We start from the raw sequence: 23,422 nt of genomic DNA on the forward strand, positions 1-23,422 counted from the left end.
ATGCGCCTTTCGCACTTCTTCATCGACCGGCCGATCTTTGCCGGGGTCATCTCGGTGCTGTTCGTCCTCGTCGGGCTCGTTGCCTATCCGACGCTGCCGGTCGGCCAGTATCCGGAGATCACGCCGCCAACGATCAACGTCACCGCCTCCTATCCTGGCGCCTCTGCCGAGGTGCTCGCCGACACCGTCGCCGCGCCGCTCGAGCAGGAAATCAACGGCGTCGAGAACATGATCTACATGACCTCGTCGTCCACCGGCGACGGCCGTGTCACCATCAACATCGTCTTCAAGCTCGGCACCGATCTCGACAACGCCCAGGTGCTCGTCCAGAATCGCATCGCCTCGGCCGAGCCGCGCCTGCCGGACACCGTCCGCGCGCTCGGCATCACCACGCGCAAGAACTCGCCCGACATCCTGCTCGTCGTCTTCATCACCTCGCCCGACAACAGCCTGTCGCTCGATTATCTCTCCAATTACGCCAACATCTACCTGAAGGACCGGCTGTCCCGCATCGACGGCGTCGGCGGCGTCCAGCCGTTCGGGGTTCGCGACTATGCCATGCGCGTCTGGATCGATCCGGAAAAGGCCGCCTCGCGCAATCTCAACGCCAGCGAGATTGTCGGCGCCATTCGCGCCCAGAACGTTCAGGTCGCCGCCGGCACGGTCGGCGCCCCGCCGTTCGCGCCCGGCGGTTCGGGCTATGAGCTGAACGTCCAGACCACCGGCCGCCTCAACACCGTCGAGGCGTTCGGCGCCATCGTCATCAAGGCCGATGGCCCGCGCATCACCCGGCTGGCCGACGTCGCCCGGATCGAGCTCGGCGCCGACAATTACGGCATCAATGCCTATGTCGGCACCAAGCAGGGTACCGCCTTCGGCATCAGCCAGCGCCCCGGCTCCAACGCGCTGGCCACCGCCGACGCGATCATCGCCACCATGGAGGAAGCCAAGCTGAGCTTCCCGCCCGGCATGGTCTATTCGATTCCCTACAATCCCACCGAATATGTCCGCAACTCGATCGACAGCGTCGAGACCACGCTGATCGAGGCGGTGATCCTCGTCGTCCTGGTCGTGCTGATCTTCCTGCAGAGCTGGCGCGCCGCGGTGATTCCGGTGCTGGCGATCCCGGTCAGCCTGATCGGCACTTATGCGGTGATGGCGGCCTTCGGCTATTCGCTCAACTCGCTGTCGCTTTTCGGCCTGGTGCTGGCGATCGGCATCGTCGTCGATGATGCCATCGTCGTCGTGGAGAATGTCGAGCGCGAGTTGAAGCTCGGCCACAGCCCACGCGAGGCCTCCTACCGCACCATGGACGAAGTCGGCGGCGCGCTGATCGCCATCGCGCTGACCTTGTGCGCGGTGTTCGTCCCCACCGCTTTCATCAGCGGCATCTCCGGCCAGTTCTACAAGCAGTTCGCGCTGACCATCGCGTCCGCCACGCTGATCTCGTGCGTCGTCTCGCTGACGCTGTCGCCGGCGCTCGCCGCGCTGCTGCTCAAACCGCACGACGAGCATGCCCCCACCCCGACCGACTGGCGCCGCTACCCGGCGCGCTTCTCCGAAAAGTTCAACGCCGGCTTCGACTGGCTGTCGGACCGCTACGGCAAGCTGACCGCGCGCGCCATCCGCAGCATCGGCATCATGCTGGTGATCTATGCCGGCCTGCTGGCGCTTGCCGGCTGGCGCATGGTCGCCACGCCGTCGGGCTTCATCCCGGCGCAGGACCAGGGCTATCTCGTCGGCGTCATCCAGTTGCCGCCCGGCTCCTCGCTCGAACGCACCGACGCCGTGGTCCAGAAGGCCATCGCCACCGCCGTCACCGTCAATGGCGTCGATGACACCGTGGTGTCGTTGGCTGGCCTGGACGGCGCCAGCTTCTCCAACGCGCCCAATTCCGGCACGCTGTTCATCCGTCTCGAGCCGCACGAAGTCCGCAACGACAAAGGCCTTAGCGGCGACACCATCCTCGCCGATCTCCGTAAGGCACTGAGCACCATTCCCGGCGCCAACATCCTCGTCGTGCCACCGCCGCCAGTGCGCGGCATCGGCACCGGCGGCGGCTTCAAGATGATGGTCCAGGACCGATCCGGCAAAGGCTATCAGGCGCTCGAACAGGCGACCTTCGCGATGATGATGGCCGGCAACCAGACCCCGGGGCTGACCAGCGTCTTCACGCTGTTCAACACCTCCACCCCGCGCCTGTTCGCCGACATCGACCGCGACAAGGCCCAGCAACTCGGCATCGCCCCGGCCGACATCTTCTCGACCCTGCAAATCTACCTCGGCTCCTCCTATGTCAACGATTTCAACCTGTTCGGCCGCACCTACCGCGTCGTCGCCCAAGCCGACGCCCCCTATCGCAACGACCCCGCCGACATCACCAACCTGCGCGTTCGCTCGGGTTCGGGCGAGATGGTGCCGCTCGGCTCGGTCGCCACGCTGCAGGACACGAGCGGCCCCTATCGCGTCGTCCGCCACAACCTCTTCCCTGCCGCCGAGCTGCAGGGAGATCGCATCCCCGGCTTCTCGTCGGGCGCCGCGCTCGGCGCCATGGAAGAGCTGGCCGACCGCGTGCTGCCCGAAGGCTTCGACTATGAATGGACCGAACTGGCCTATGAGGAGAGCACCCAGGGCAACACCGCAGCGCTGGTATTCCTGCTCGCCGTGGTCTTCGTCTTCCTGCTGCTCGCCGCCCAGTATGAATCGCTGCTGCTGCCGCTGGCGGTCATCCTGATCGTGCCGATGTGCCTGCTGGCCGCCATCCTCGGCGTCAACCTGCGCGGCATGGACAATAATATCCTCACCCAGATCGGCCTCGTCGTGCTCGTCGGCCTGGCGGCCAAGAACGCCATCCTGATCGTCGAGTTCGCCAAACAGGCCGAGGAGGCCGGCAAGCCGCGGCTCGATGCAGCCATTGCCGCCGCCCGCACCCGGCTGCGGCCGATCCTGATGACCAGCTTCGCCTTCATCCTCGGCGTCGTGCCGCTGGTCATCGCCACAGGTCCGGGCGCCGAGATGCGCCAGGCGCTCGGCACGGCGGTGTTCTTCGGCATGATCGGCGTCACCGTGTTCGGCCTGCTGTTCACGCCGGTGTTCTACGTCATCGCCAGCTGGTGCGCCGCGCGCCTCGGCAAGCCGATCGGCAGCACGCTGCCGCCCCGGCCCATCGCCCCACCCCCCGCGCCGGCCGGAACCCTGCCATGATCCGTCGCATTCCGCTTCTGCTCGCCGGCCTCCTCGCCTCGGGCTGCGCGCTCGGCCCCGCCTATCGTCCGGCGCCGGTGCCGCCGGCAGCCGAGGCGGCCTTCATCACCCCCGCCCCGGTTCGCGCCGACACCGCGCCCGATCAATGGTGGCGGCTCTATGACGATCCGGTGCTCGATGCGCTGGTCGAGCAGGCCTTCGCCGCCAATACCGACCTGCGCGCCGCAACCGCCAATCTCGCCCGCGTGCGCGCCGTGCTGCTGGAAGCGCGCGGCGGCCGACTGCCAACGACCAGCATCACCGGCAGCGCCGTCGAGGCTCGCCAGGCCGTGCCCACCCCCCAGGGCCCGGTTGCCTTCGAAAGCGCCTTCTACCGGCTCGGCCTCGATGCCAGCTACGAGATCGACCTTTATGGCCGCGTCGGCAGCGCCATCGCCGCCGCCCGCGCCGAGGCCGAGGCCGAGGCCGCGGCGCGCGATACCGTCCGCATCACCGTCGCCGCCGAAACCGCCCGTGCCTATGCCGATGCCTGCTCGGCCGCCCGCCAGCTCAAGGTCGCCGAGCAGAGCCTCAAGCTCCAGTCGGACAGCTTCGGCCTCACCGAGCGGCGCGTCGCCGCCGGCCGCGACGCGCCCATCGATCTCGCCCGCGCCCGCGCCCAGCAGGAGAGCACCCGCGCCACCCTGCCGGCCTTCACCGCAGCCCGCCAATCGGCGCTGGCTCGCCTCGCCTTTCTCACCGGGCGCCCGCCGGCCGAGGTCGATCCCCGCGCCGCCGCCTGTGCCGCCCCACCGCAGCTCGCCCAGGAAATCCCGGTCGGGGACGGCGCCGCCCTGCTCCGCCGCCGCCCCGATATCCGCCAGGCCGAGCGGCTGCTCGCCGCCGACACCGCACGCATCAGCGTCGCCATTGCCGATCTCTTCCCGCAGATCAGCCTCGGCGGCAGCATCTCCGGCCAGGGCGTCACCCCCGGCGCGGCGCTAAGCAACCGCGGCTTCGCCTTCAGCCTCGGCCCAGCTATCAGCTGGAGCTTCCCCAATGTCGCCGTCGCCCGCGCCCGCATCCGGCAGAGCCGCGCCAGCGCGGACGCCTCGCTCGCCCGCTTCGATGGCAGTGTGCTCGGCGCGCTTCGGGAAACCGAGACCGCGCTGGCCGACTATGCCTCCAGCCTCAACCAGCGCGCCGCCCTCACCGCCGCGCGAGACCAGAGCGCCGAAGCTGCCCGCCTCGTCCGCCTGCGCTACGGCGCCGGCGCCGAAGCCTTCCTCGCCGTCCTCGATGCCGAGCGCACCCTGGCCACCGCCGAAGCCCAGCTCGCCGCCACCGAGGCCCAGCTGACCACCACCCAGATCGCCGTGTTCAAGGCGCTCGGCGGGGGGTGGGCGGTAACGGAGGAAGAATAAGGAGGCCTCCGGCGGCCGGGGGCTCAGCCCCCGGACCCCATCACAGGCGGCACGCCCCCGCCAACACAGGCAGTTCTGCGGGGGAAACCCCCTTCATGGGGTCCGGGGGCAAGCCCCCGGCCGCCGGAGGCCCCTCAAATCCCCAGCGCCGCCTTCACGTCCGCCCAGCTCACCAGCTTGAAGTTCTGCGCCAGCGGCGCGTTGTCGCCGTCCTGCGCCACCATAAGCCCGGCTGGATAATCAGGCCCAAAGTCGCCGGCGATCACCTCGATTCCATCGGTTTCCTGGGTCGCGCCGAAGCGGCCGGCGCCGATGCGGAAGCGGCCGATGTAGCGGTCGTCGGAGAGGCGGTAGACGGCATAGGCGCTGTCGCCCTGGCTGGAGGCGATGAGATAGCCATCGGCGATCGCCATCCCCTCGACATCGGCGACGAGCCGCTTGCCGTCGATCCTGGCGACTGCGGTTGACGTTACGGGAGAAGCCGCGAGGGCATCGAAACGCCAGATGCCGACGTCTTCCTCGGCGACATAGAGGCGCTGACGGGCCGGATCGACGATGCAGCCTTCGGCCTGGGTGCCCACCTTGAGCGTGCGGACGATGCGCGCCGCCGGGACGGCGCCGGCGAAGTCGAACGCCAGTTGGTTGATGGTCCCGTCCTTGAGCACGATGAAGCCGTGCAGCGCGCCGTCCTGCTGGTGGAAGCAGAAGCCATAGGCCTCGCCCTGCCCGGCAGCGACGGTGCCGAGCGCGGTCAGCTTCGCTGTGGCGGTATCGAGGCTGAACAGCGCCACCCGGGCATTGGCCTCGTCATTGCGGTCCGAGGCCGCGACGATGATCCGCCCGCCGAATTCGGCCAGGTCGACATTGTTGACCCGCCCGGCGTCGAGGAAATCGCGCACCGCCCCATCGAGGCCGTAGACATAAAGCCCGGCCTTCTTGTCGGTGCCGACGATCAGGCTGGCGGCCGGGTCGGCGGCATTGCGCCAGATCGCCGGGTCGTCGGCGGCATCGGCATTGCCGGTGCTGACCGGCACGGTCTCGCCGCGCGCCGTCACGATCATCGTCTGCGGCGGCACAGGCCGGCTCGGTGTACAGGCGGCAAGGGCGGCGATCAGCAAGGCGGGAAGCAGGCGCGTCATGGTCAAAGTTCGGTCCTCCGGGGAAAGCTGTAGCTGCCCGTCTGCACCGGCTTGCCGGAGCCGTCGTTTGGCGTGGTAATGAAGGTGATCGTCGCCGTTTCCGGCGCCAGCGTCAAATGCGCCGCGCCCCAGATCATGCCCTGCGCATGCAGCTGCTTGAGCCCGGGATTGCGCGCCAGCTGGTGGCGCATGAAGGCAGTGTTGAGCGGCCGCTGCTTGCCCGCGGCGCCGGAGACGATGGCCGGGAGCGGCGCCACCCGCTTGCCCGGCAGCGCCGCCGCGCAGCTGTCGGTAAAGGCCTCGAGCGTATGCTCATGCCCGGCCAGATACAGGTCGGCATGTTCGCACAGCACCGGCAGGATCGCTGCGCGCAGCGCCTCGGACTGGCGATACTTGCCGCCCGCCGACGCCCAGAGCGGATGATGGCCGATGACGATCTTCCACCGCGCCTTCGATGATGTCAGCGCCTCGGCCAGCCATGCCGCCTGCGCCGCCTCGAGCGGAGTCTGCGGCTTGGCCCAGGGCTCGAGCTCGTCCATCTTCGTCGAAGGGATTTCGCTGCCATCGTCGGCCAGCGCATCCTCCATGAAGGTGCGACCCGCGAGCAACACCTGTGTGTCGAGGACGAACAGCTCCACCTCGCCGCGCGTCTCTGGCGGCGATACCCGGTAGATCAGTCCATCCATATAGAAGGGCGGCGTCTTCGCCAGATAATCGACCTGCGCCATCGCCGCGTCGCGGCTGGTGTGCCAGTCATGGTTGCCCAGCGTCGCATAGAAGCGGAAATCGCCGCCGAACTGTCGGAACCGCCCATAGGGATCGGCGAATTTGTGCCGGAAGCGGTCGGCATCGTCCTTGCCATCGGCGCCCAGCGTCGCACCATCAGGATAAATATTGTCGCCGAGCATCACCCCGAACTGGCAGCGGTTCCTGCCGCACCAGTCGAACATCGCATCGGCCACGGGCATCAGCCCGGACGCGGAGACCACGCCGCCCGACGGCTGGTGCACGGTATAGGCCCCCGCAGCAAACTCGGCCGGCGGCCGCTTGTCCTTGGCCCAGTCAGCGCGCGCCTCGTCGGTGAACTGCTCGACCGTCAGCGGCGGCGTGTAGTCCTTGGCCTCCAGATAGCGCAGGTCATAGCCATGGTCGCCGATCGCCACCATGTGCCACGTGCCCGGCCCGGCCGCACCCGTCCTTCCCTGCTGTACGGGAGCCGATCCCATCGTCGCTGGCGGCGATTGCTCCGTCGCGCACCCTGCAAGCAGGGCCATGATGAGGGGAACAGGGATGGTCGCGCGTCGCATGAAGATCCTTTCGTCAGCGATGGGCGACCGCATGTGGCATTTCAGACACAGTGACAAGGCCGTCATCAAAGCTTCATGAAATTGCAGCCTGTTTGTCATTCCTCCCCGGCAAGTCCGCTCCCGTCAACAGGGAGTGAACCAATGATCAACACCAAACGGGCGCGGCATGCTGCGCGCATGATTGCTGTCTTGATGGCCACCGCCGCGGTCCCGGCGCTCGCCAATGTCGTCACCGGTACGGTGGTGGACAACAGTGGCGTGCGTCCGCTGACCGGTGCCGAAGTGCGGATCAGCGGCGTCAACCGGGTGACGCAGGTGGACGGTGATGGTCACTTCCGCTTCACCGGCCTGCCCGCCGGCAACTACAGCGTCACAGTCAGCTTCGCCGGCGCCCAGGCCCAGAGCCAGGATGTCGCCGTCGTCGATGGCGGCACCCGCGAGCTGGCCTTCGCCCTGGCGCCGGAAGGCTCAGACGAGTCGATGATCCTCGTCATGGGCCAGCAGGCGACGCTGCTGTCGTCGATCTCCCGCCAGCGCGCCTCGGATACGGTGACCACGGTCCTCACCCGCGACTCCATCGGCCAGTTCCCTGACCAGAATGTGGCTGAATCGCTGCGCCGAGCGCCGGGCATCAACGTGCTGAACGACCAGGGCGAAGGACGCTTCGTCTCGGTCCGCGGTCTTTCGCCGGGCCTCAATTCCTCGTCGATCAACGGCAACCGCGTGCTCTCCACCGGCGGCGACAACCGTGACGTGGCGCTCGATGTGGTGCCCAACGAGCTGATCGAATCGATCGAGATCAAGAAGTCGCTGACCCCCGACATGGACGGCGATACCATCGGCGGCTCGATCGACATCCAGACCACCACCGCCTTCGACCGCAAGAAGGGCTTCGTCGGCCTCGTCGCCGAAGGCGGATACAACCAGCTCGCCGAGGAATGGTCGCCGAAATTCTCGGGCAATTTCTCGCAGCCGATCACCGAGAACTTCGGCATCGCCGGCGGCGCCAGCTGGAACCGCCGCCGCTTCGCCACCGACAATGTCGAGGCCGATGGCTGGACCACCTCGGATGCCGGCATCGACTATGCAGAAGACCTTGAATATCGCGATTATGACGTCCAGCGCGTCCGCTGGGGCGGCAACCTCAGCATCGACTGGCGGCCGATGCCCGGCACCACCCTTTATGTCCGCGGCCTTTATTCCAAGTTCGACGATACCGAACTGCGCCGCCGCCTGATCTTCGGCTTCGACGCCGAGCCGGAATCGGGCACCGCCAGTTCCGCCACCTTCAACTCCGCCGATGACCGCATCGAAGTCCGCCGCGACCTCAAGGACCGCCGCGAGGTCCAGACGATCGCCACCGTCTCAGCGGGCGGCAAGACCGAAACCGGCCCCTGGACGCTGACCTATGATGTCGCCCGCTCATTCGCCAGCCAGACCGAGAACGGCTCGATCGATCCGATCCGCTTCCGTCAGCGCTTCGAGGACCCCGGCGCGCTCGGCGTCACCATCGACTATGCCGATCTCCAGCGCCCGGCCTACAAAATCAACTTCGGCAACGCCGCCTTCCTCGACGCCGATGCCTATGAATTCTCGCTGCTCGAGCGGACGACCCGTGAAGACGCCAAGGACAAGGAGTGGAGCTTCCGCGGCGATGTGGCGCGCGAGTTCGCGCTGGCTGGTGGTGATCTGGAAATCAAGGCCGGCGGCAAGGTCCGCCTCCGGGACAAGCGCCAGAACTTCATCATCGACCTGTTCGAGGACGTCGACGGCGGCCTGACGCTGGCCGATGTGCTCGGCAGCTCCAGCTACACGCTCGCCGACATCAACCCGACCACCGACCTCGCCAAGATCCGCGCCTTCGCGGCCGGCACCCCCGATTCGCAGTTCGAGCGCAATGACCTCGAGAGCGACTTCGCCACGGCGTCGGAAAACTTCCGCGCCAAAGAAGACATCTATGCCGGCTATATTCAGGGCAGGCTCGATACCGGCGCGATCCGGCTGATCGCCGGTGTCCGTGTCGAGCACACCAAGCAGGACCTGACCGGCAACCGCGCCGATATCTTCGAGGAAGGCGCCATTCTCAATGGCGAGGAAATCGATGAGGATACGCTGGTCATCTCGCAGGTCCGCTTCCAGCGCAGCTACACCAATGTGCTCCCCAGCGTGAACCTGCGTGCCAATTTGGCCGACAATGTCGTGGCCCGCTTCGGCGCCTTCCGCTCGCTGTCGCGCCCCAGCTTCGGCCAGCTCGCGCCGCGCTTCACCATCTCCGAAAACGAGGATGGCGAGCGCGAAGGCGCTTTCGGCAACCCCGATCTTCGCCCCTACAAGGCGTGGAACATGGATGCCACGCTCGAATATTATTTCTCCAACCAGTCGGTCGTCCAGGGCGGCGTTTTCTACAAGTCGATCACCGACTTCATCGTCACCTCGCGCCAGCTCGACGGCACCTTCGCCGGCATCGATTTCACCGAGGCCGACATCCCGATCAACGGCGACAAGGCCGAAGTGTTCGGCGCCGAATTCAGTTACAGCCAGGCCTTCACCATGTTGCCGGCGCCGTTCGACGGGCTGATCGCCAACGTCAACTACACCTACACCAACGCCCGCGGCGACGTGCTCGGCCGCCGCATCCCGCTGCCGTCAGCCTCCAAACACACCGCCAACTTCGTGCTCGGCTATGAAAAGGGCCCGGTGTCGCTGCGCGCGGCCGCCAGCTACCGCGACCAGTTCCTCGACGAACTCGGCGGCGATGCCGAGGAAGACCGCTATGTCCGGCCGCTGTTCCAGATCGACGTCTCGGCCAAATACCGGGTGACGCCGGCCTTCCAGCTGTTCTTCGAAGTGGTGAACCTCAACAACGCCGATTTCACCGCTTATCGGAACGGTCCCAGCCAGCGTCGCCTGCTGCAGTTCGAAACCTATCGCCGCACCTTCAAGGGCGGCGTGCGCGCCAACTTCTGATCCCGCCGGCCCGGCGCGCGGAATGGACGCGCGCGCCGGGCTGTGCCATGGCAGGCCGCATGGTCGACGCGGTCCATAACACCCTGCCACCGCCGTTGCTGCCGCAACTACTGGCGCCGCTGCGGCGACGCTGGTGGCTGATGCCGCTGATGATGGTGGTCATCACCGCGCTGGTGCTGGTCAAGCTCAACCGCGAGCCGACAATGTGGACGGCGCAGATCGAGATGTTTCCGGCGCCCGCCGCCGCCGGCGTGGCACCGCGGCGCGGTATCGCCGGCATCGCCGCCCAGGCCGGTGGTGGTCTGGCAGCGCTGGCCGGCAGCCTTGGCGGCGGCGACGCAGCACCGCCGTTCCGCTACTTCCTCGACGGCCTGTCCACCCCGGAGGTCGCAGCCCGGCTAGCCGAGGACCCGGTGATCATGCACCAGATCTTCGGCGGCGAATGGAACCCCGAGACCCGTCAATGGGAAGAGCCGCACGGCCTGCTGCGCATCCTCGGCAAGACCCTGTTCGGCGCGCTCGGCCTGCCTGCCTTCGCCTGGACGCCGCCCGACGCCGAACGTCTCCAGGCCTATATCGACGACGCCGTAAACGTCCGGCGCAGCGTCAAGTCGCCGCTCGTCACCATAACCTTTGATCACTGGGACCGCGCCTTCGCCGCCAGCTTCCTGAACCGGCTGGTTGCCACCGCCGATGCCGAACTGCGCGCCACCAATGCCGCCCGCACCGCGGCCAATATCGCCTATCTGAGCGAGCGGCTGGCCGCCACGCCGCAATCGGACGCGCGCGAATCGCTGGTCGCCGCGCTTGCCGAGGAAGAACGGTCGGCAATGCTCAGCGCCGCCGAACTGCCCTATGCCGCCGAGCCCTTCGCCCCCGCCTCGGTCGGCCGTTGGCCGAGCCGGCCCCGGCCGCTGCCGCTACTGGTCGCTGGGCTGATCGCCGGGCTCCTCATCGGCGCCGCGCTGGCGGTCTGGCTCGATCGGCGGCGCCCGCCCGCGCCCCTGCCCGTCATCGCCTAGCCCAGCAGCCGCCGGGCTTCCTCGGCAAATAGCGCCAGCATCGCCGGGCTGGCCGTAGCGCTGGTCCGCGCCCGCGCCGCCAGCGTAAACAGCGCGTCGACCGCCTGCCGGTGCGCGGCCAGCCAGTCGGCCAGCGCCGCCTCCGGATCGTCGCCGGGCAGCCGGGCCAGGAATTCCAGCCGCAACCGCTCGAAGCTGTCGGACAGGCTGGCCTGCAGCCGCCGCTCCCACAGGTCTGCCGGCAACAGCGCTAGCGCCGCGCCATGCGCCCAATCCAGCCCGGTCTCGGCCCCCAGCCGCGCATAAGCATTGGCCAGCGCGCCGACATCATGGCCATGTGCCACGCTGGCGCTGGCCAGTCCGATGGCGCCGTCGAGGGCCGCCAGTTCACGAATGCGGGCCACCAGATCCTCCGGCCCGGGCAGCGCCTCGGCGCCATGCGGCCGGTGCGGCGCCGTCGCCAGCCGCGCGGACAGCGTCGCCAAGGGACCAGCCAGCCGTCGCACCGTGTCGCCGGCGCCGTCGTCCCGGGCATGGCTGAGCAGGTCGGCGACATGCGCCGCCAGCGCTGTCACCGTGGCGCCGTGCAGCCGCAACTGGTCGGCGGCCGGCAGCTCGCCATCGTCCAGCGCCGCCCATAGCGACGGCAACGCAAAGAGGTCGCGCGCCGCCACAAAGGCCGACGCCATCTGGACGAGGCTTGCCCCGCTCGCCTCGGCCAGCTCGAACGGCAGCGCCGGCCCGAGCCGATTGACCAGCTGGTTGGCCAGCCGTGTCGCGATCAGCTCGGGCCGTAGCCGATGGCCTTCCAGCGCCGGCGCAAAGCGTGCCGCCATCGCCGGCGGAAAGCTCGCCAAAAGGTCGGGGAACAGCGCCACGTCGTCGATCAGACTCCGCGCCCCGGGGGCGGCGAGCGCCGCCGTCAGCGCCATCTTGGCATAGGCCATCAGGACCGCCAGCTCGGGCCGGGTGAGCCCTTCGCCCGCTGCACTGCGCCGGCTGCTCTCGGCCGCATCGGGCAGGCCCTCGATCTTCAAATCGAGCCCGGCAGTCTCCGCCAGCACGGCCATCAGCCGCTGGTAGCGCGGCACGGCGCCCGCGCCCCCCTGCTCGGCCAGGCTTATCGCCTGCGCCTGAAGCCGGTTGTTGGTCAGCACCAGCCGCGCCACGTCGTCAGTCATGCTGGCCAGCAGCAGGTCGCGGTCCGCCGGCGCCAGACGCCCGGCCGCCACCTCGGCGCCGAGTGCGATCTTGATGTTGACCTCATGGTCCGAGCAATCGACGCCGGCGCTGTTGTCGATGAAATCGGTGTTGATCCGCCCGCCGCCGCGCGCGAACGCGATCCGCGCGGCCTGCGTCAGCCCCAGATTGGCACCCTCGCCGACGATCCGCGCGCGCAGCGTGTGGGCGTCGACGCGCAGGGCGTCGGTGGCCCGGTCGCCGACTTCGGCATGGCTCTGGTGGCTGGCCTTTACATAGGTGCCGATGCCGCCGAACCACAGCAGGTCGACCGGCGCCCGCAGCAGCGCCTGGATCAGCTCGGCCGGCGCCATCGAGGCCCGCTCGCTGCCGATCATCGCCTGCACCTGCTGGCTGAGCGGCACCGCCTTCAGGCTGCGCGGGAACACGCCGCCGCCGGTGGAGATCAGCGTCCGGTCATAGTCGTCCCAACTCGACGCCGGCAGCGCGAACAGCCGCTGCCGCTCGGCGAACGCCGCCTCGCCCGGCGCGGGATCAAGGAAAATGTGGCGATGGTCGAACGCCGCGACCAGCCTGATGGCGCGGGACAGCAGCATGCCGTTGCCGAACACATCGCCGGACATGTCGCCGACGCCGATCGTGCGCACCGGGTCCCGCGCCACGTCGAGCCCCAGCTCGCGGCCATGGCGCTCGACCGAGAGCCAGGCGCCGCGCGCGGTGATGCCCATCGCCTTGTGGTCATAGCCCTGGCTGCCGCCGCTGGCGAAGGCATCGCCCAGCCAGAAGTCCTGGCCCAACGCGATGGCATTGGCTGTGTCGGAGAAACTGGCCGTGCCCTTGTCGGCAGCCACCACCAGATAGGGATCGGGCGCATCATGGCAGACAATGCCCTCGGGCGGAATCGGCCGGCCATCGGGGGCGAGATTGTCGGTGAGCGACAGCAGCGCCCTGATGAAGATCCGATAAGCCTCTGTGCCCTCCAGCAGCCAGGCCGCGCGGTCGCCGGGCGGCGGCAGCTTCTTGGCATAAAAGCCGCCCTTGGCGCCCGTCGGCACGATGACGGCGTTCTTGACCATCTGCGCCTTGACCAGCCCGAGCACCTCGGTGCGGAAATCGTCGCGCCGGTCGGACCAGCGCAGCCCGCCGCGCGCGATGGGCCCGCCGCGCAGGTGGATGCCCTCGACGCGCGGCGAATGCACCCAGATCTCACGATAGGGCACCGGCGGCGGCAGCCCCGGCACGGCGCTCGAATCGAGCTTCATCGCCAGCGCCTCCGGCCCGCCCGGCACAAAGGCGTTGGTCCGCAGCGTCGCCCCGACCAGCGCCATGAACAGCCGGAGGATGCGGTCGTCATCGAGCGAAGACACATCGGCCAGTCCGGCCTCCAGCGTCTCGCGCTGCGCCGCCTCGGCATGCGCGCGGTCGACGACATCTGGTCCAAAGCGCAACCGGAACAGCCTCACCACCCCGGCGCACAGCGCCGGCATCCGGCACAGCGCCTCGACGACCGTTGCGATGCCGTAAGTAGCCCCGGCCTGGCGCAGATAGCGGAACCAGGCCCGCAGCCAGCCGGCCTCCTCGAGCGTCAGCCGGCAATGCACGACCAGCGCATTGAAGCGGTCGCTCTCGGCGCTGCCGCCCAGCACGCCCCTCAGCGCCGGCGCCAGCCTTGCCTCCAGCGCCGGCCAGCCCACCAGCAGGCCGGGATCATCGACCTCTAGCACAACGTCATGGATGCGCCCCAGTTGCCCGCCGGCCAGGTCGAACGGAAACTCCTCGATCACCCGCAGCCCGAAATTCTCCAGCGCCGGCACGATCTCGGACAGCGGGATGATCGGCCCGAGCCGGTAGATCTTCAACCGGAACTGCCCGGCCGGCCCCTCCGCCAGCGGAAACAGCCGCACCGCCCGCTCGCTGTCATCCTCAAGGCCGGCCAGCACCAGCGTGTCCTGGGCCGCCTCGTCCGGGCTGTGCTGGGCGCGGTAGCTGGCCGAGAAGGCCCGGCCATGGGAGAGCCGCAGGCGCGCCGCCCGCGTCGGCCCGGCCGACGCCAGCAGCGCCGCCTCCAGCCCCTCGTCCCAGCCGCGCAGCAGCCGCAGCAGCTGTTCGTTCAGCGCCGCCTCGCCGGGCAGTTCGATCCCGGGCTGGGGCAGGGAGAACACCAGATGGATCCGCGCCAGCCCCTCCGAATGCAGCTCGACATCATGACGGCTCAGCGTGCCGCCCGTCGCCTCGGCCAGCATCGCCGAAATCCGCTCGCGCACACCGAGCGCATAGAGCCCGTGCGGCACATGGACGAGCACCGACAGGCTGCGCCCGAAACTGTCGACCCGCGCAAACAGCCGCGGCCGCGGCCGGTCGAGCAGAGACAGCGTGCCCAGCGCCATCTCCTCCAGTTGCGAGGCGCTGGCCTCGAACAGCTCCTGGCGCGGAAAATTTTCCAGCACATGCGCCAGCGCCTTGCCATTGTGGCTGCGCGCCACGAAGCCCAGCGCCTCCACCACCTGCGCCACCTTGCGCCGCACCAGCGGCACCTGGCGCGGCGAAGTCGCCAGCGCCTCCGAGGTCAACAGCCCGAGAATGCAGGTCAGCCGCACCAGCCGACCCTGCGCATCATAGCCCTTGATGGCGATCAGGTCCGGCTGCGTCCGCCGGTGGACGCGATTGACCGTGCCGGCCCGGGTGACGCTGACCGGCTCGGACGCGGCGATGGCCGCCCGCCAGTCCGGCGCTGCCTGGGATCCCCACAACCGATAGTCGGGATCGCGCAGAAGCCCCAGCGCCCCCTCATCGGTCCGCGCCGGCGTGCCGGAGGCATCGATCGTCCAGTGGCGAACGCCGAGCAACGTCAGGCTGTCGGCCGCCAGCCACGCCAGAAAGGCGCGCATCTCTGCCGCCGCCTCGGGCGCCACCGGCGGTGAATGGTCGCCGAGCCGCTGCGCGGCGTCGAGCAACGCCGCGCGCATCGGCTGCCAGTCAGCCACAACGCACGCGATGTCGGCCAGCAGCGCCCGCACGCTCTCGACCAATTCGGCCCGCGCCTTGGCATTGGCGCGCTTCAATTCGATGTAAATCAGCGATTCCCGCCCCCATCCCGCCGCCGCCGGACCGGGCCCGGCCTCGGCTACTTCGAGCAGCCGGCCGTCGTCGTGGCGCCGCACATCGAACACCGGGTGGAGCAGCCGCACGCTCTCGATCCCCGCTGCCGTCACCGCGGCCGCCACCGAATCGACGAGAAACGGCTTGTCATCGTTGACGATGATCAGCGCCATCGGCCGCCCCGCACCGGGTTCGGCCGGCTCAAGCCGGACCAGCGGCACCCCGGCCTCACGCGTCGCCACCACCCCCTCGACCCGCCGCGCAATCGCCTCGCGGGCGCCGGCATCGAGCCCGTCGCGCTCATCGGGCAAGGCCGCGTTGAAGAGAATATCGGCGATCGAAACCGTCGCCATCGCATCGGTACGCGCACTCTGCATGAGGGAACTCACTCCTGACCCGGCACCGTATGGACTGCCCGATCCGCCCGGGCAAGTTTTGCAATGACACCTGACGCTATTCATGTGCCCTGGGTAACATCGGCGCCTGCCGGCCGATCGGCAGCGGATCGACAGCGTCCGGCGCCGCACCCGGCCGGCTTTCCAGCGCCCTTCCGAGCTCGCGGCGCAGCCGCGCGGCGGCGCTGCGGCTGAGCACCTCGCGCCAGCTCATCACGATCTGCACCCGGTCATCGGGGATCGGCAGCGCAATGCCCCGCGCCAGGATATGCCCCCGCCCGCCGGCGGTCAGGCTGGCCTCGAACGGCACCGGCCGGGCGCCGAGCACCACCAGGTCGCAGGCTGCGCATAGCTCGGCACCCAGGCTGTGCGGCGGCAGCGTCGGGTCCAGCGCCAGCATCTGGCCCGGCGCCAGCCGGAAAGTGCGCATGATGTCGCCGCCGATGCGGCTGATCTCGGCCCGCCCGGCCGGGTCGACGATCACCAGCCCCTGCGCCTCGAAGCCCGGTATTTCGGTCTCCCCGGCGTCAAGCCAGCAGCGCAGCGCCCGCTCGGCCAGCCGCTGCTCGGCCCGCAGCAGACCAGTCGGCAGGTCGAACTTGCTGGCGAGCATCTCGATGCTGGAGCGACTGGTCATGGGCGGCAGGTTCCGGCTGCGCCAGTCATCTGGCACCAGGGGGATCAACGGCGCCGGCCGGCCCCCATTTAGCCGCCGCTTGCCCAGGCGGTGCCGCCCTGTTATGGCGCACTCCGCCCTCGGGCATGCCGGTCGCCGCAGTAGCTCAGTGGTAGAGCATCCGCTTCGTAAGCGGGGGGTCGGGGGTTCAAATCCCTCCTGCGGCACCATTCCTCCCTGTCCCTCCAGGGGCCGTTTCGGCTGGACCCCCCAGACATCGGCCTGTAACCCTCGGCCGATGCCGTCCCCTCGACGCCTCCTGCCCGGCCATCATGGCTGACGCCCTGCTGTTCGGCCTGATCGTGCTGCCCTTCATCGCGGCCGGCTTCGCCGCGCTGGCGGGCGCGGCCTCGCGCACCCTCGCGGCCGTCGTCGCCGCCGGCGCGATGCTCGCCGGCGTGCTGATGCTCGTCGCGCTGGCGCCGCCGGTCTTCGCTGGCCAGACCCTGCTGGCCACCATCGCCTGGCTGCCGGACTGGGGGCTCGATCTTGCCCTGCGGCTGGACGGGCTGGGCCTGTTGTTCGTCCTGCTCATCGACGGCATCGGCCTGCTGATCGTCATCTACGCCGCCTACTACCTGCCGAAGGAGGACCGGCTCGGCCGCTTCTACCTGCTGCTGCTGGCATTCGCCGGCGGCATGCTCGGCGTCGTCCTCGCCGAGAACATCCTTCTGATGCTGTTTTTCTGGGAGATCACAAGCCTCACCTCGTTCCTGCTGATCGCCTACAAGTACAAGGATCAGGAGACCCGCATCGCCGCGCGCATGGCACTGGCCGTCACCGGCGGCGGCGGGCTGCTGCTGCTCGCCGGCCTGCTGCTGCTCGGCGACATCGCCGGCAGCTACATGCTCACCGACATCCTCGCCAGCGGTGACCTGATCCGCGCCCATGCCGGCTATCCAGTGATGCTGGGGCTGGTGCTGCTCGGCGCCTTCACCAAGTCCGCCCAGTTCCCGTTCCACTTCTGGCTACCCAACGCCATGGCCGCCCCCACCCCGGCCAGCGCCTATCTCCATTCCGCCACCATGGTGAAGGCGGGCGTCTTCCTGCTCTGCCGGCTCTACCCGGCGCTGGCCGGCACCGACCTGTGGTTCCTGCTGGTCACCACCACCGGCGCTGTCACCTTCGTGCTCGGCGCCTATCTGGCGCTGCTCCGCCATGATTTCAAAGGCCTGCTCGCCTATTCAACGATCAGCCACCTCGGCCTGATCGTCCTGCTGCTGGGCCTCGACACCCCGCTCAGCCCGGTCGCGGCGGTGTTCCACATCATCAACCATGCGGTGTTCAAGGCGTCGCTGTTCATGGTCGCCGGCATTGTCGACCATGAGACCGGCACAAGGGACATGCGCCGCCTGTCCGGCCTGCGCCGCGCCATGCCGTTCACCGCCGCGCTGGCGATACTGGCCGCCGGCGCCATGGCCGGCGTGCCGTTCCTCAACGGCTTCCTCTCCAAGGAGATGTTCTTCGCCGAAACGGTGGCACTCGGCGGCTATCTCAGCTGGCTGATGCCAATCATCGCCACCATCGGCGGCGTGCTGGCGGTCGCCTATTCGGCCAAGTTCGTCAACGATGTCTTCCTCGGCCCCCCGTCCACGGACCTGCCGCGGACCCCGCACGAGCCGCCCTGGCTGATGCGCGTCCCCGTCGACCTGCTTGTCGCCATCGTCGTCCTCGTCGGGCTGGCCCCGCAGTTGGTCGTCGCGCCGCTGCTGCGCACCGCATCCGCCGCCGTCCTCGGCGGCCCGGTGCCACCGCTCGATCTCGCCCTCTGGCACGGCTTCAACCTGCCCGTCGTCATGAGTGTCGTCGCGCTCGGCGGCGGCCTGGTCTGGTTCACCCGCCGCGAGCAGATCTTCAGCATCGCCGACCGCTATGCCATCGGCATGCCCAGCCCGGTCGCCTTCGAGCGTGTCTACAATCTGATCGCCGCCGCCTCGCGCCGGCTGATCGCCGCGGTGGACCGGCAGAGCGTCCGCCAGAACGTAGCCCTGTTCCTGCTGTTCACCCTCGCGCTCGGCGCCTGGGCCTGGTGGTCGGCCGGCGGCGCCCTCGCTGGCCCGCTGGGCGTCGGCGATTTCGGCGTCGCAGAGGCGCTGGCGCTGGCGGCGCTGGCGCTGGGCGTCGGCGGCACCGTGCGGATGCACCGCAACCGGCTCGTCGCCGTCATGTTCCTGTCGGTCGTCGGCCTGCTGGTGGCGCTGGCCTTCGTCCGGCTGGCAGCGCCCGATCTGGCGCTCACCCAGCTGTCGGTCGAGGTCGCCTCGATCGTCCTGCTGCTGCTGGCGCTGCGCTATCTGCCGCCGCACATCCGCGCCGAGTCCGATCCCGCCGAACGGCACCGCCGCTGGCGCGATGCCGGCCTCGCCGGTCTCGTCGGCCTCGGCACCAGCGCGCTGGTGCTGGCGATGCTCACCCGGCCATTCGAAACGATCTCTGCCTGGCACATCGCCGAGAGCGTCCCCGGTGGCGGCGGCACCAACATCGTCAACGTCATCCTCGTCGATTTCCGCGGCTTCGATACCATGGGCGAGGTCGCCGTGCTGGCGATGGCGGCGCTCGGCATCCAGGCGCTGCTCGCCGGCCTGCAATTGCCGCCCGCCGTCGGCAGCGCCGCCACGCTCGCTGACCGCTACCCGATCATGCTGCGGATGATGATGCAGCCGATGCTGCCTCTGGCGCTCGCCGTGGCCACATACATCTTCCTGCGCGGCCACAATCTGCCGGGCGGCGGCTTCGTCGCCGGGCTGATCGCGGCCATCGCACTGCTGCTGCAATATCTGGCCAGCGGCATCGATTTCGCCCGCACCCGCATACGCGCCGATTTCGTCGCCGTGCTGGGCGCCGGCCTCGGCCTGTGCGCGCTGACCGGCGCCGCCGCCTTCGCCTTCGGCCGGCCGTTCCTCACCTCGGCGCACGGCTATGTCCACCCGCCCTTCATCGAACCATTCGAGCTCGCCTCGGCGCTGGCCTTCGATCTAGGCATCATGCTGGTCGTCGTCGCCAGCCTCGTCCTCGCGCTGTCGGAGCTTGGTACGCTCAGCACCCGTGAAAAGCGGGCAGGCTAGACGATGGCGGTCGTCCTCTCCCTGGCCATCGGCCTGATCATGGCCGGCGGCGTCTGGCTGGCCCTGCGCCCACGCAGCTTCTCGGTGGTGCTCGGGCTGACGCTGATGTCCTATGCCGTCAACCTGCTGATCCTGGTCTCGGGCCGCGTCGACCGGGTGATGCCGCCGCTCGCGCTGCCCGGCGCCACCGGCCTCGCCGATCCGCTGCCCCAGGCGCTGGTGCTCACCGCCATCGTCATCGGCTTCGGCATGACCGCCTTCCTGATCGCGCTGGCGCTGAAGGCGCTGGCCGTCAATCGCTCGGACAAGCTGGGCGAAGGCCGGCCGACAGAGCCCACCCCGACGCAGGCCGACGACTGATGGGCGTCTGGCCGATCCTGCCGGTGCTGGTGCCGTTCACCGCCGCGCTGCTGATGCTGCTCGCCAACGGCCGGCTTGCCGTTCAGCGCGGGCTGGCGCTCGCCGCCGCCGGGCTCGGCCTCGTCGCCGCTGTCCAGCTGCTCATCGCCGCCGATGCCGGCACCATCGCTGTCTACCGGCTCGGCGACTGGCCGGCACCCTATGGCATCGTCCTGGTCGTCGACCGGCTGGCGGCGCTGATGGTGCTGCTGGTCTCGGCGCTCGGCCTGCCGGCGCTGCTGATGGCGATCGGCGGCAGCGACAGCACGGGCAAGCATTTCCATCCGCTGTTCCAGCTCCAGCTCGCCGGCCTCACCGGCGCCTTCCTGACCGGGGACCTGTTCAACCTGTTCGTCTTCTTCGAGATCCTGCTGCTCGCCTCCTATGCGCTGCTGATGCACGGTCCCGCCGCTGCGGAGGCCGGCCGCGTCCGCGCCGGGCTGGTCTATGTCGTCCTCAATCTCGTCGGCTCCAGCCTGTTCCTGATCGCGCTGGCGCTTCTCTACGGCACGCTCGGCACGCTCAACCTCGCCGACCTCGGCCGCCTGCTGCCGCAGGTACCGCCCGACGACACGCCGCTAGTCCGCACCGCGCTGGCGCTGCTCGCCGCCGTCTTCCTGCTCAAGGCCGCCGTGCTGCCCATGTCGCTGTGGCTGCCGCACGTCTATGCCCGCGCCCCGGCTGCCGCCGCCGCGCTGTTCGTCATCCTCACCAAGGTCGGCATCGTCATGCTGCTGCGCGTCAGCGTCACCGGCTTCGGCGACGCGCCCGTTGCCCGCGGCCTGCTGACGCCCTGGCTGCCGGCGCTGGCGCTCGCCACCGTCGTCTTCGGCACGCTGGGCGCACTCGCCGCCCGCCGGCTGGTCGTCGTCGCTGCCCAGCTGGTGCTGGTCTCGGCCGGCATGCTGCTGTTCGCCCTTGGCCATGGCGGCGAGCGCGGCACCGCGGCACTGCTCTATTATCTCCCCCAGTCCACCCTCGTCGGCGCCGGCCTTTTCCTGCTCGCCGCCCATGTCGAGGCCCGCCGCCCCGGCCTCGGCGACCGGTTCACCCGCGGCGCCTCCGCCTCGGGCCGTGCCTGGCTCGGCCCGGCCTATCTTGTCCTCGCCATCGGCCTCGCCGGCCTGCCGCCGCTCTCCGGCTTCCTCGGCAAGCTGATGCTGCTCCAGGCCGTCGCCACCGATGGCTGGCGGCTGGCCTGGTGGACAGCGCTCCTCGCCTCGGGCCTCGCCGTCACACTGGCGTTCGCCCGCGCCGCCGGCCCGCTGTTCTGGCAGGCGAGCGAAGTCCCGGCCGTCGCGCGGCTGCCGGACGGGCTGCACCGCCCGGCCCCAGCGCTCGGCCTCTGGCTGCTCGTCGCCGCCGGGCCGCTGCTGGTCATCCTCGCCCGCCCGGCCTCAGACTATGCCGCCGCCACTGCCGCCCAGCTCCACCAGCGCCAGGCCTATCTCGACGCCGTGCTACCCCCCGACGAGCCGATCCTGCGCGAGCGGCGGCCATGAAGCGTGTCCTGCCCTTCCCGGTGATGACCCTGCTCATCATCCTGCTCTGGTTGGCGCTGAGTCCGGACCCAGGTCGCGGCACCGTGCTGCTTGCCCTCGCCATCGGCCTCCTCCTGCCGCTCGCCACCCGCCGCTTCTGGCCCCACCCGCCCCGGCTGCGCCGCCCCGGCGCCGCGCTGCGCCTGATCGGCCGCGTCCTCGTCGACATCGTCACCGCCAATGTCACCGTCGCCCGCCAGGTCCTCGGCCCGCCCGCCCGGCTGCGCCCCGCCTTCTTCGAAGTCCCTCTGTCCCTCGACGATCCCTTCGTCGCCACCCTGTTCGGCGGGATCATCTCGCTGACCCCTGGCACCGTCACCATCGACATCGAAATGGCCACGCCCGAACGCCCCGGGCGCCTGTTCGTCCACGGCCTCGATGTGCCGGACGTCGCCGCTACCATCGCCAGCGTCAAATCACGTTACGAAGCCCCGCTGAAGGAGATCTTCGGATGCTGAGCCTGGTCGTCCCGATCGTCTTCACTATGGTCGCCGTCGCCATGGCGCTCAATCTCTGGCGACTGGTCAAAGGCCCGGCCATGGCCGACCGCATCCTCGCCCTCGATACCCTCACCATCAACACCATTGCCCTCGTGCTGCTGCTCGACATGGCACTGCAGACCACGGTCTTCTTCGAAGCCGCCCTCGTCCTCGCCACGATGGGCTTCGTCGGCACCGTGGCGCTGGCCAAGTTCGTCCTCGGCGGCGACATCATCGAATGAGGACAGACCGATGCTGATCGACCTCCTCGTCTCGCTACTGCTGCTGATCGGCGGCAGCTTCGCCCTCATCGGCTCCATCGGCCTCGCCCGCTTGCCGGACTTCTTCATGCGCCTCCACGCCCCCACCAAGGCCACCACCCTCGGCATCGGCGCCATCATCGTCGCAACCGTCATCCACGTCAGCGCCCGAGACGGCCGCCTCGCCGTCGCCGAACTCGCCATCTCGGTGTTCCTGTTCATCACCGCCCCCGTCGTCGCCCACCTCGTCGCCAAGGCCGCCCGGAGCCAGCGGAAGGATTAGGGGAGGGGAGAATGGCCTCCGGCGGGGGGGGGGGGGGGGGGCCGGCCCCCCCCCCGCCGGCGGCATCCTCACTGCCCCAGCCGCGTCACCAGCCACTGCCCGGCCGGTCCCGGTGGCGCGTCGGTTCGGTAAATGATGTCGAACGGGTATCCCATCGCCCGATGGTCGGGCAGGTCGAGCCGCACCAGCCGCCCGGCGCGCACGTCGGCGTCGACCGTCGGTTGCGGCATGTTTCCCCAGCCGACGCCTTCGAGCAGCAGCGCGTGCTTGGCGCCGAGGTCGGCGAGACGCCAGCTGGTGGAGGCGGAGACGGCGAAGTCCCGACCCCGGGTCAAGGGCGAGCGATCCGAGAGCACCAGCTGGATATGCTGGCGCACGGCGCCGGGGCGCTGTGGTCCCTGCGCCAGCGGGTGGGTGGGGGCGGCGACGGGGATGAGGCGAACGCTGCCGGCGGCGTGGCGGGTCAGCGCCCCGGCTTCGGCGGAGAGCGGGCCGGACACGCCGATCCGTGCGGTACCGTCGAGAACGAGCGCCGACACCGCGCCCAGCGCCTCGACATGGAGGCGCAGCTGCACGGTCGGGAACGCGTCCTGGAAGGCGCGCAGTGTGGATGCGAGCCGGTGGCTCGGCCACATCACGTCAACCGCGAGGCTGACCTCCGCCTCCAGTCCGGAGACCAGCCCTTCGACGCGCGCCTTCAGCCCGGCGATGTCGTCGGCCAGCGTCCGCGCCTCGGCGAGCACGGCGGCGCCGGCGGCGGTCAGCTGCGGCCGCCGCGTGCCGGCGCGGTCGAACAGCCGCAGCCCGAGCAGCGCTTCCAGATTGGCAATGCCATAGCTCACCGCCGAGGTCGCGCGGCCCAGCCGCCGCCCGGCGGCGGCAAAGCCGCCGGCGTCGACCACGGCGACGAACAATTGCAGCTGGTCGAAGCAGGGCGTGCCGATCTTAATTTAGAATTTCCTGAACGTTCCGATAGATATTAT

At 69.5% G+C, this 23,422-nt stretch carries 15 protein-coding genes and 1 tRNA gene; 11 read left to right on the forward strand and 5 right to left on the reverse strand.

Translation table 11 applies throughout. From position 1 onward, the window contains the following. Together ACTIFJ_RS06030 and ACTIFJ_RS06035 are read left to right on the forward strand one after the other, a co-directional pair. Entirely contained in the window at positions 1-3,204 is a 3,204-nt protein-coding gene (locus ACTIFJ_RS06030; RefSeq protein ID WP_439533196.1) for an efflux RND transporter permease subunit, read from the forward strand. Then, on the forward strand, positions 3,201-4,607 hold the full coding sequence (locus ACTIFJ_RS06035) for an efflux transporter outer membrane subunit (protein WP_439533197.1): 1,407 nt from the start codon (positions 3,201-3,203) through the stop codon (positions 4,605-4,607). Before ACTIFJ_RS06030 ends, ACTIFJ_RS06035 begins: the two co-directional genes overlap by 4 nt. A 134-nt stretch (positions 4,608-4,741) precedes the next feature. Here the strand turns inward: ACTIFJ_RS06035 and ACTIFJ_RS06040 are convergent, their stop codons facing one another. Both ACTIFJ_RS06040 and ACTIFJ_RS06045 read right to left on the reverse strand, forming a co-directional pair. Beyond that, positions 4,742-5,746 (reverse strand): phytase, encoded by a 1,005-nt coding sequence (locus ACTIFJ_RS06040; RefSeq protein ID WP_439533198.1) that lies wholly within the window; start codon positions 5,744-5,746, stop codon positions 4,742-4,744. Positions 5,747-5,748: 2 nt separating this feature from the next. Further along, on the reverse strand, positions 5,749-6,912 hold the full coding sequence (locus ACTIFJ_RS06045) for a metallophosphoesterase (protein ID WP_439533199.1): 1,164 nt from the start codon (positions 6,910-6,912) through the stop codon (positions 5,749-5,751). A gap of 318 nt (positions 6,913-7,230) precedes the next feature. On the opposite strand from ACTIFJ_RS06045, the gene ACTIFJ_RS06050 reads away from it, so the two are divergent. Then, positions 7,231-10,020 (forward strand): TonB-dependent receptor, encoded by a 2,790-nt coding sequence (locus ACTIFJ_RS06050; protein ID WP_439533200.1) that lies wholly within the window; start codon positions 7,231-7,233, stop codon positions 10,018-10,020. A gap of 59 nt (positions 10,021-10,079) precedes the next feature. Further along, complete coding sequence (locus ACTIFJ_RS06055; RefSeq protein WP_439533201.1) at positions 10,080-11,042, forward strand: hypothetical protein; 963 nt, start codon at positions 10,080-10,082, stop codon at positions 11,040-11,042. Here the strand turns inward: ACTIFJ_RS06055 and ACTIFJ_RS06060 are convergent. Continuing rightward, the gene (locus ACTIFJ_RS06060; RefSeq protein ID WP_439533202.1) at positions 11,039-15,718 is read right to left on the reverse strand and encodes an NAD-glutamate dehydrogenase; all 4,680 of its coding nucleotides are present in this window, start codon (positions 15,716-15,718) and stop codon (positions 11,039-11,041) included. The two genes, ACTIFJ_RS06055 and ACTIFJ_RS06060, sit on opposite strands and share 4 nt — an antisense overlap. Before the next feature lie 76 nt (positions 15,719-15,794). After that, positions 15,795-16,373 carry a hypothetical protein gene (locus tag ACTIFJ_RS06065; protein WP_439533203.1) on the reverse strand — a complete coding sequence of 193 codons (579 nt, stop codon included), beginning with the start codon at positions 16,371-16,373 and terminating at the stop codon, positions 15,795-15,797. A 134-nt stretch (positions 16,374-16,507) separates the two neighbouring features. On the opposite strand from ACTIFJ_RS06065, the gene ACTIFJ_RS06070 reads away from it, so the two are divergent. From ACTIFJ_RS06070 to ACTIFJ_RS06100, 7 genes are all read left to right on the forward strand, one after another. Next, positions 16,508-16,582, forward strand: a tRNA-Thr gene (locus tag ACTIFJ_RS06070). A gap of 102 nt (positions 16,583-16,684) precedes the next feature. Next, entirely contained in the window at positions 16,685-19,477 is a 2,793-nt protein-coding gene (locus tag ACTIFJ_RS06075; RefSeq protein ID WP_439533204.1) for a monovalent cation/H+ antiporter subunit A, read from the forward strand. Positions 19,478-19,480: 3 nt separating this feature from the next. Further along, positions 19,481-19,837, forward strand: coding sequence for a Na+/H+ antiporter subunit C (locus ACTIFJ_RS06080; protein ID WP_439533205.1), 357 nt, complete (start codon positions 19,481-19,483; stop codon positions 19,835-19,837). Continuing rightward, a complete protein-coding gene (locus tag ACTIFJ_RS06085; protein WP_439533206.1) occupies positions 19,837-21,378 on the forward strand; it encodes a monovalent cation/H+ antiporter subunit D in 1,542 nt (513 codons plus the stop codon). The genes ACTIFJ_RS06080 and ACTIFJ_RS06085 overlap by 1 nt, the downstream gene beginning before the upstream one ends. Further along, a complete protein-coding gene (locus ACTIFJ_RS06090; protein WP_439533207.1) occupies positions 21,375-21,875 on the forward strand; it encodes a Na+/H+ antiporter subunit E in 501 nt (166 codons plus the stop codon). Before ACTIFJ_RS06085 ends, ACTIFJ_RS06090 begins: the two co-directional genes overlap by 4 nt. Beyond that, the gene (locus ACTIFJ_RS06095; RefSeq protein ID WP_439533208.1) at positions 21,869-22,138 is read left to right on the forward strand and encodes a K+/H+ antiporter subunit F; all 270 of its coding nucleotides are present in this window, start codon (positions 21,869-21,871) and stop codon (positions 22,136-22,138) included. The genes ACTIFJ_RS06090 and ACTIFJ_RS06095 overlap by 7 nt, the downstream gene beginning before the upstream one ends. Positions 22,139-22,148: 10 nt before the next feature. After that, positions 22,149-22,439: a Na+/H+ antiporter subunit G gene (locus ACTIFJ_RS06100; protein ID WP_439533209.1), complete on the forward strand. Its 291-nt coding sequence runs from the start codon at positions 22,149-22,151 to the stop codon at positions 22,437-22,439. Between the two features lie 68 nt (positions 22,440-22,507). Here ACTIFJ_RS06100 and ACTIFJ_RS06105 read toward each other — a convergent pair whose 3' ends face one another. Further along, positions 22,508-23,389 (reverse strand): LysR family transcriptional regulator, encoded by an 882-nt coding sequence (locus ACTIFJ_RS06105; RefSeq protein WP_439533210.1) that lies wholly within the window; start codon positions 23,387-23,389, stop codon positions 22,508-22,510. Positions 23,390-23,422: the final 33 nt, after the last annotated feature.

The sequence above is a fragment of the Polymorphobacter sp. genome (assembly GCF_051860865.1).
Lineage (GTDB): Bacteria > Pseudomonadota > Alphaproteobacteria > Sphingomonadales > Sphingomonadaceae > Sandarakinorhabdus.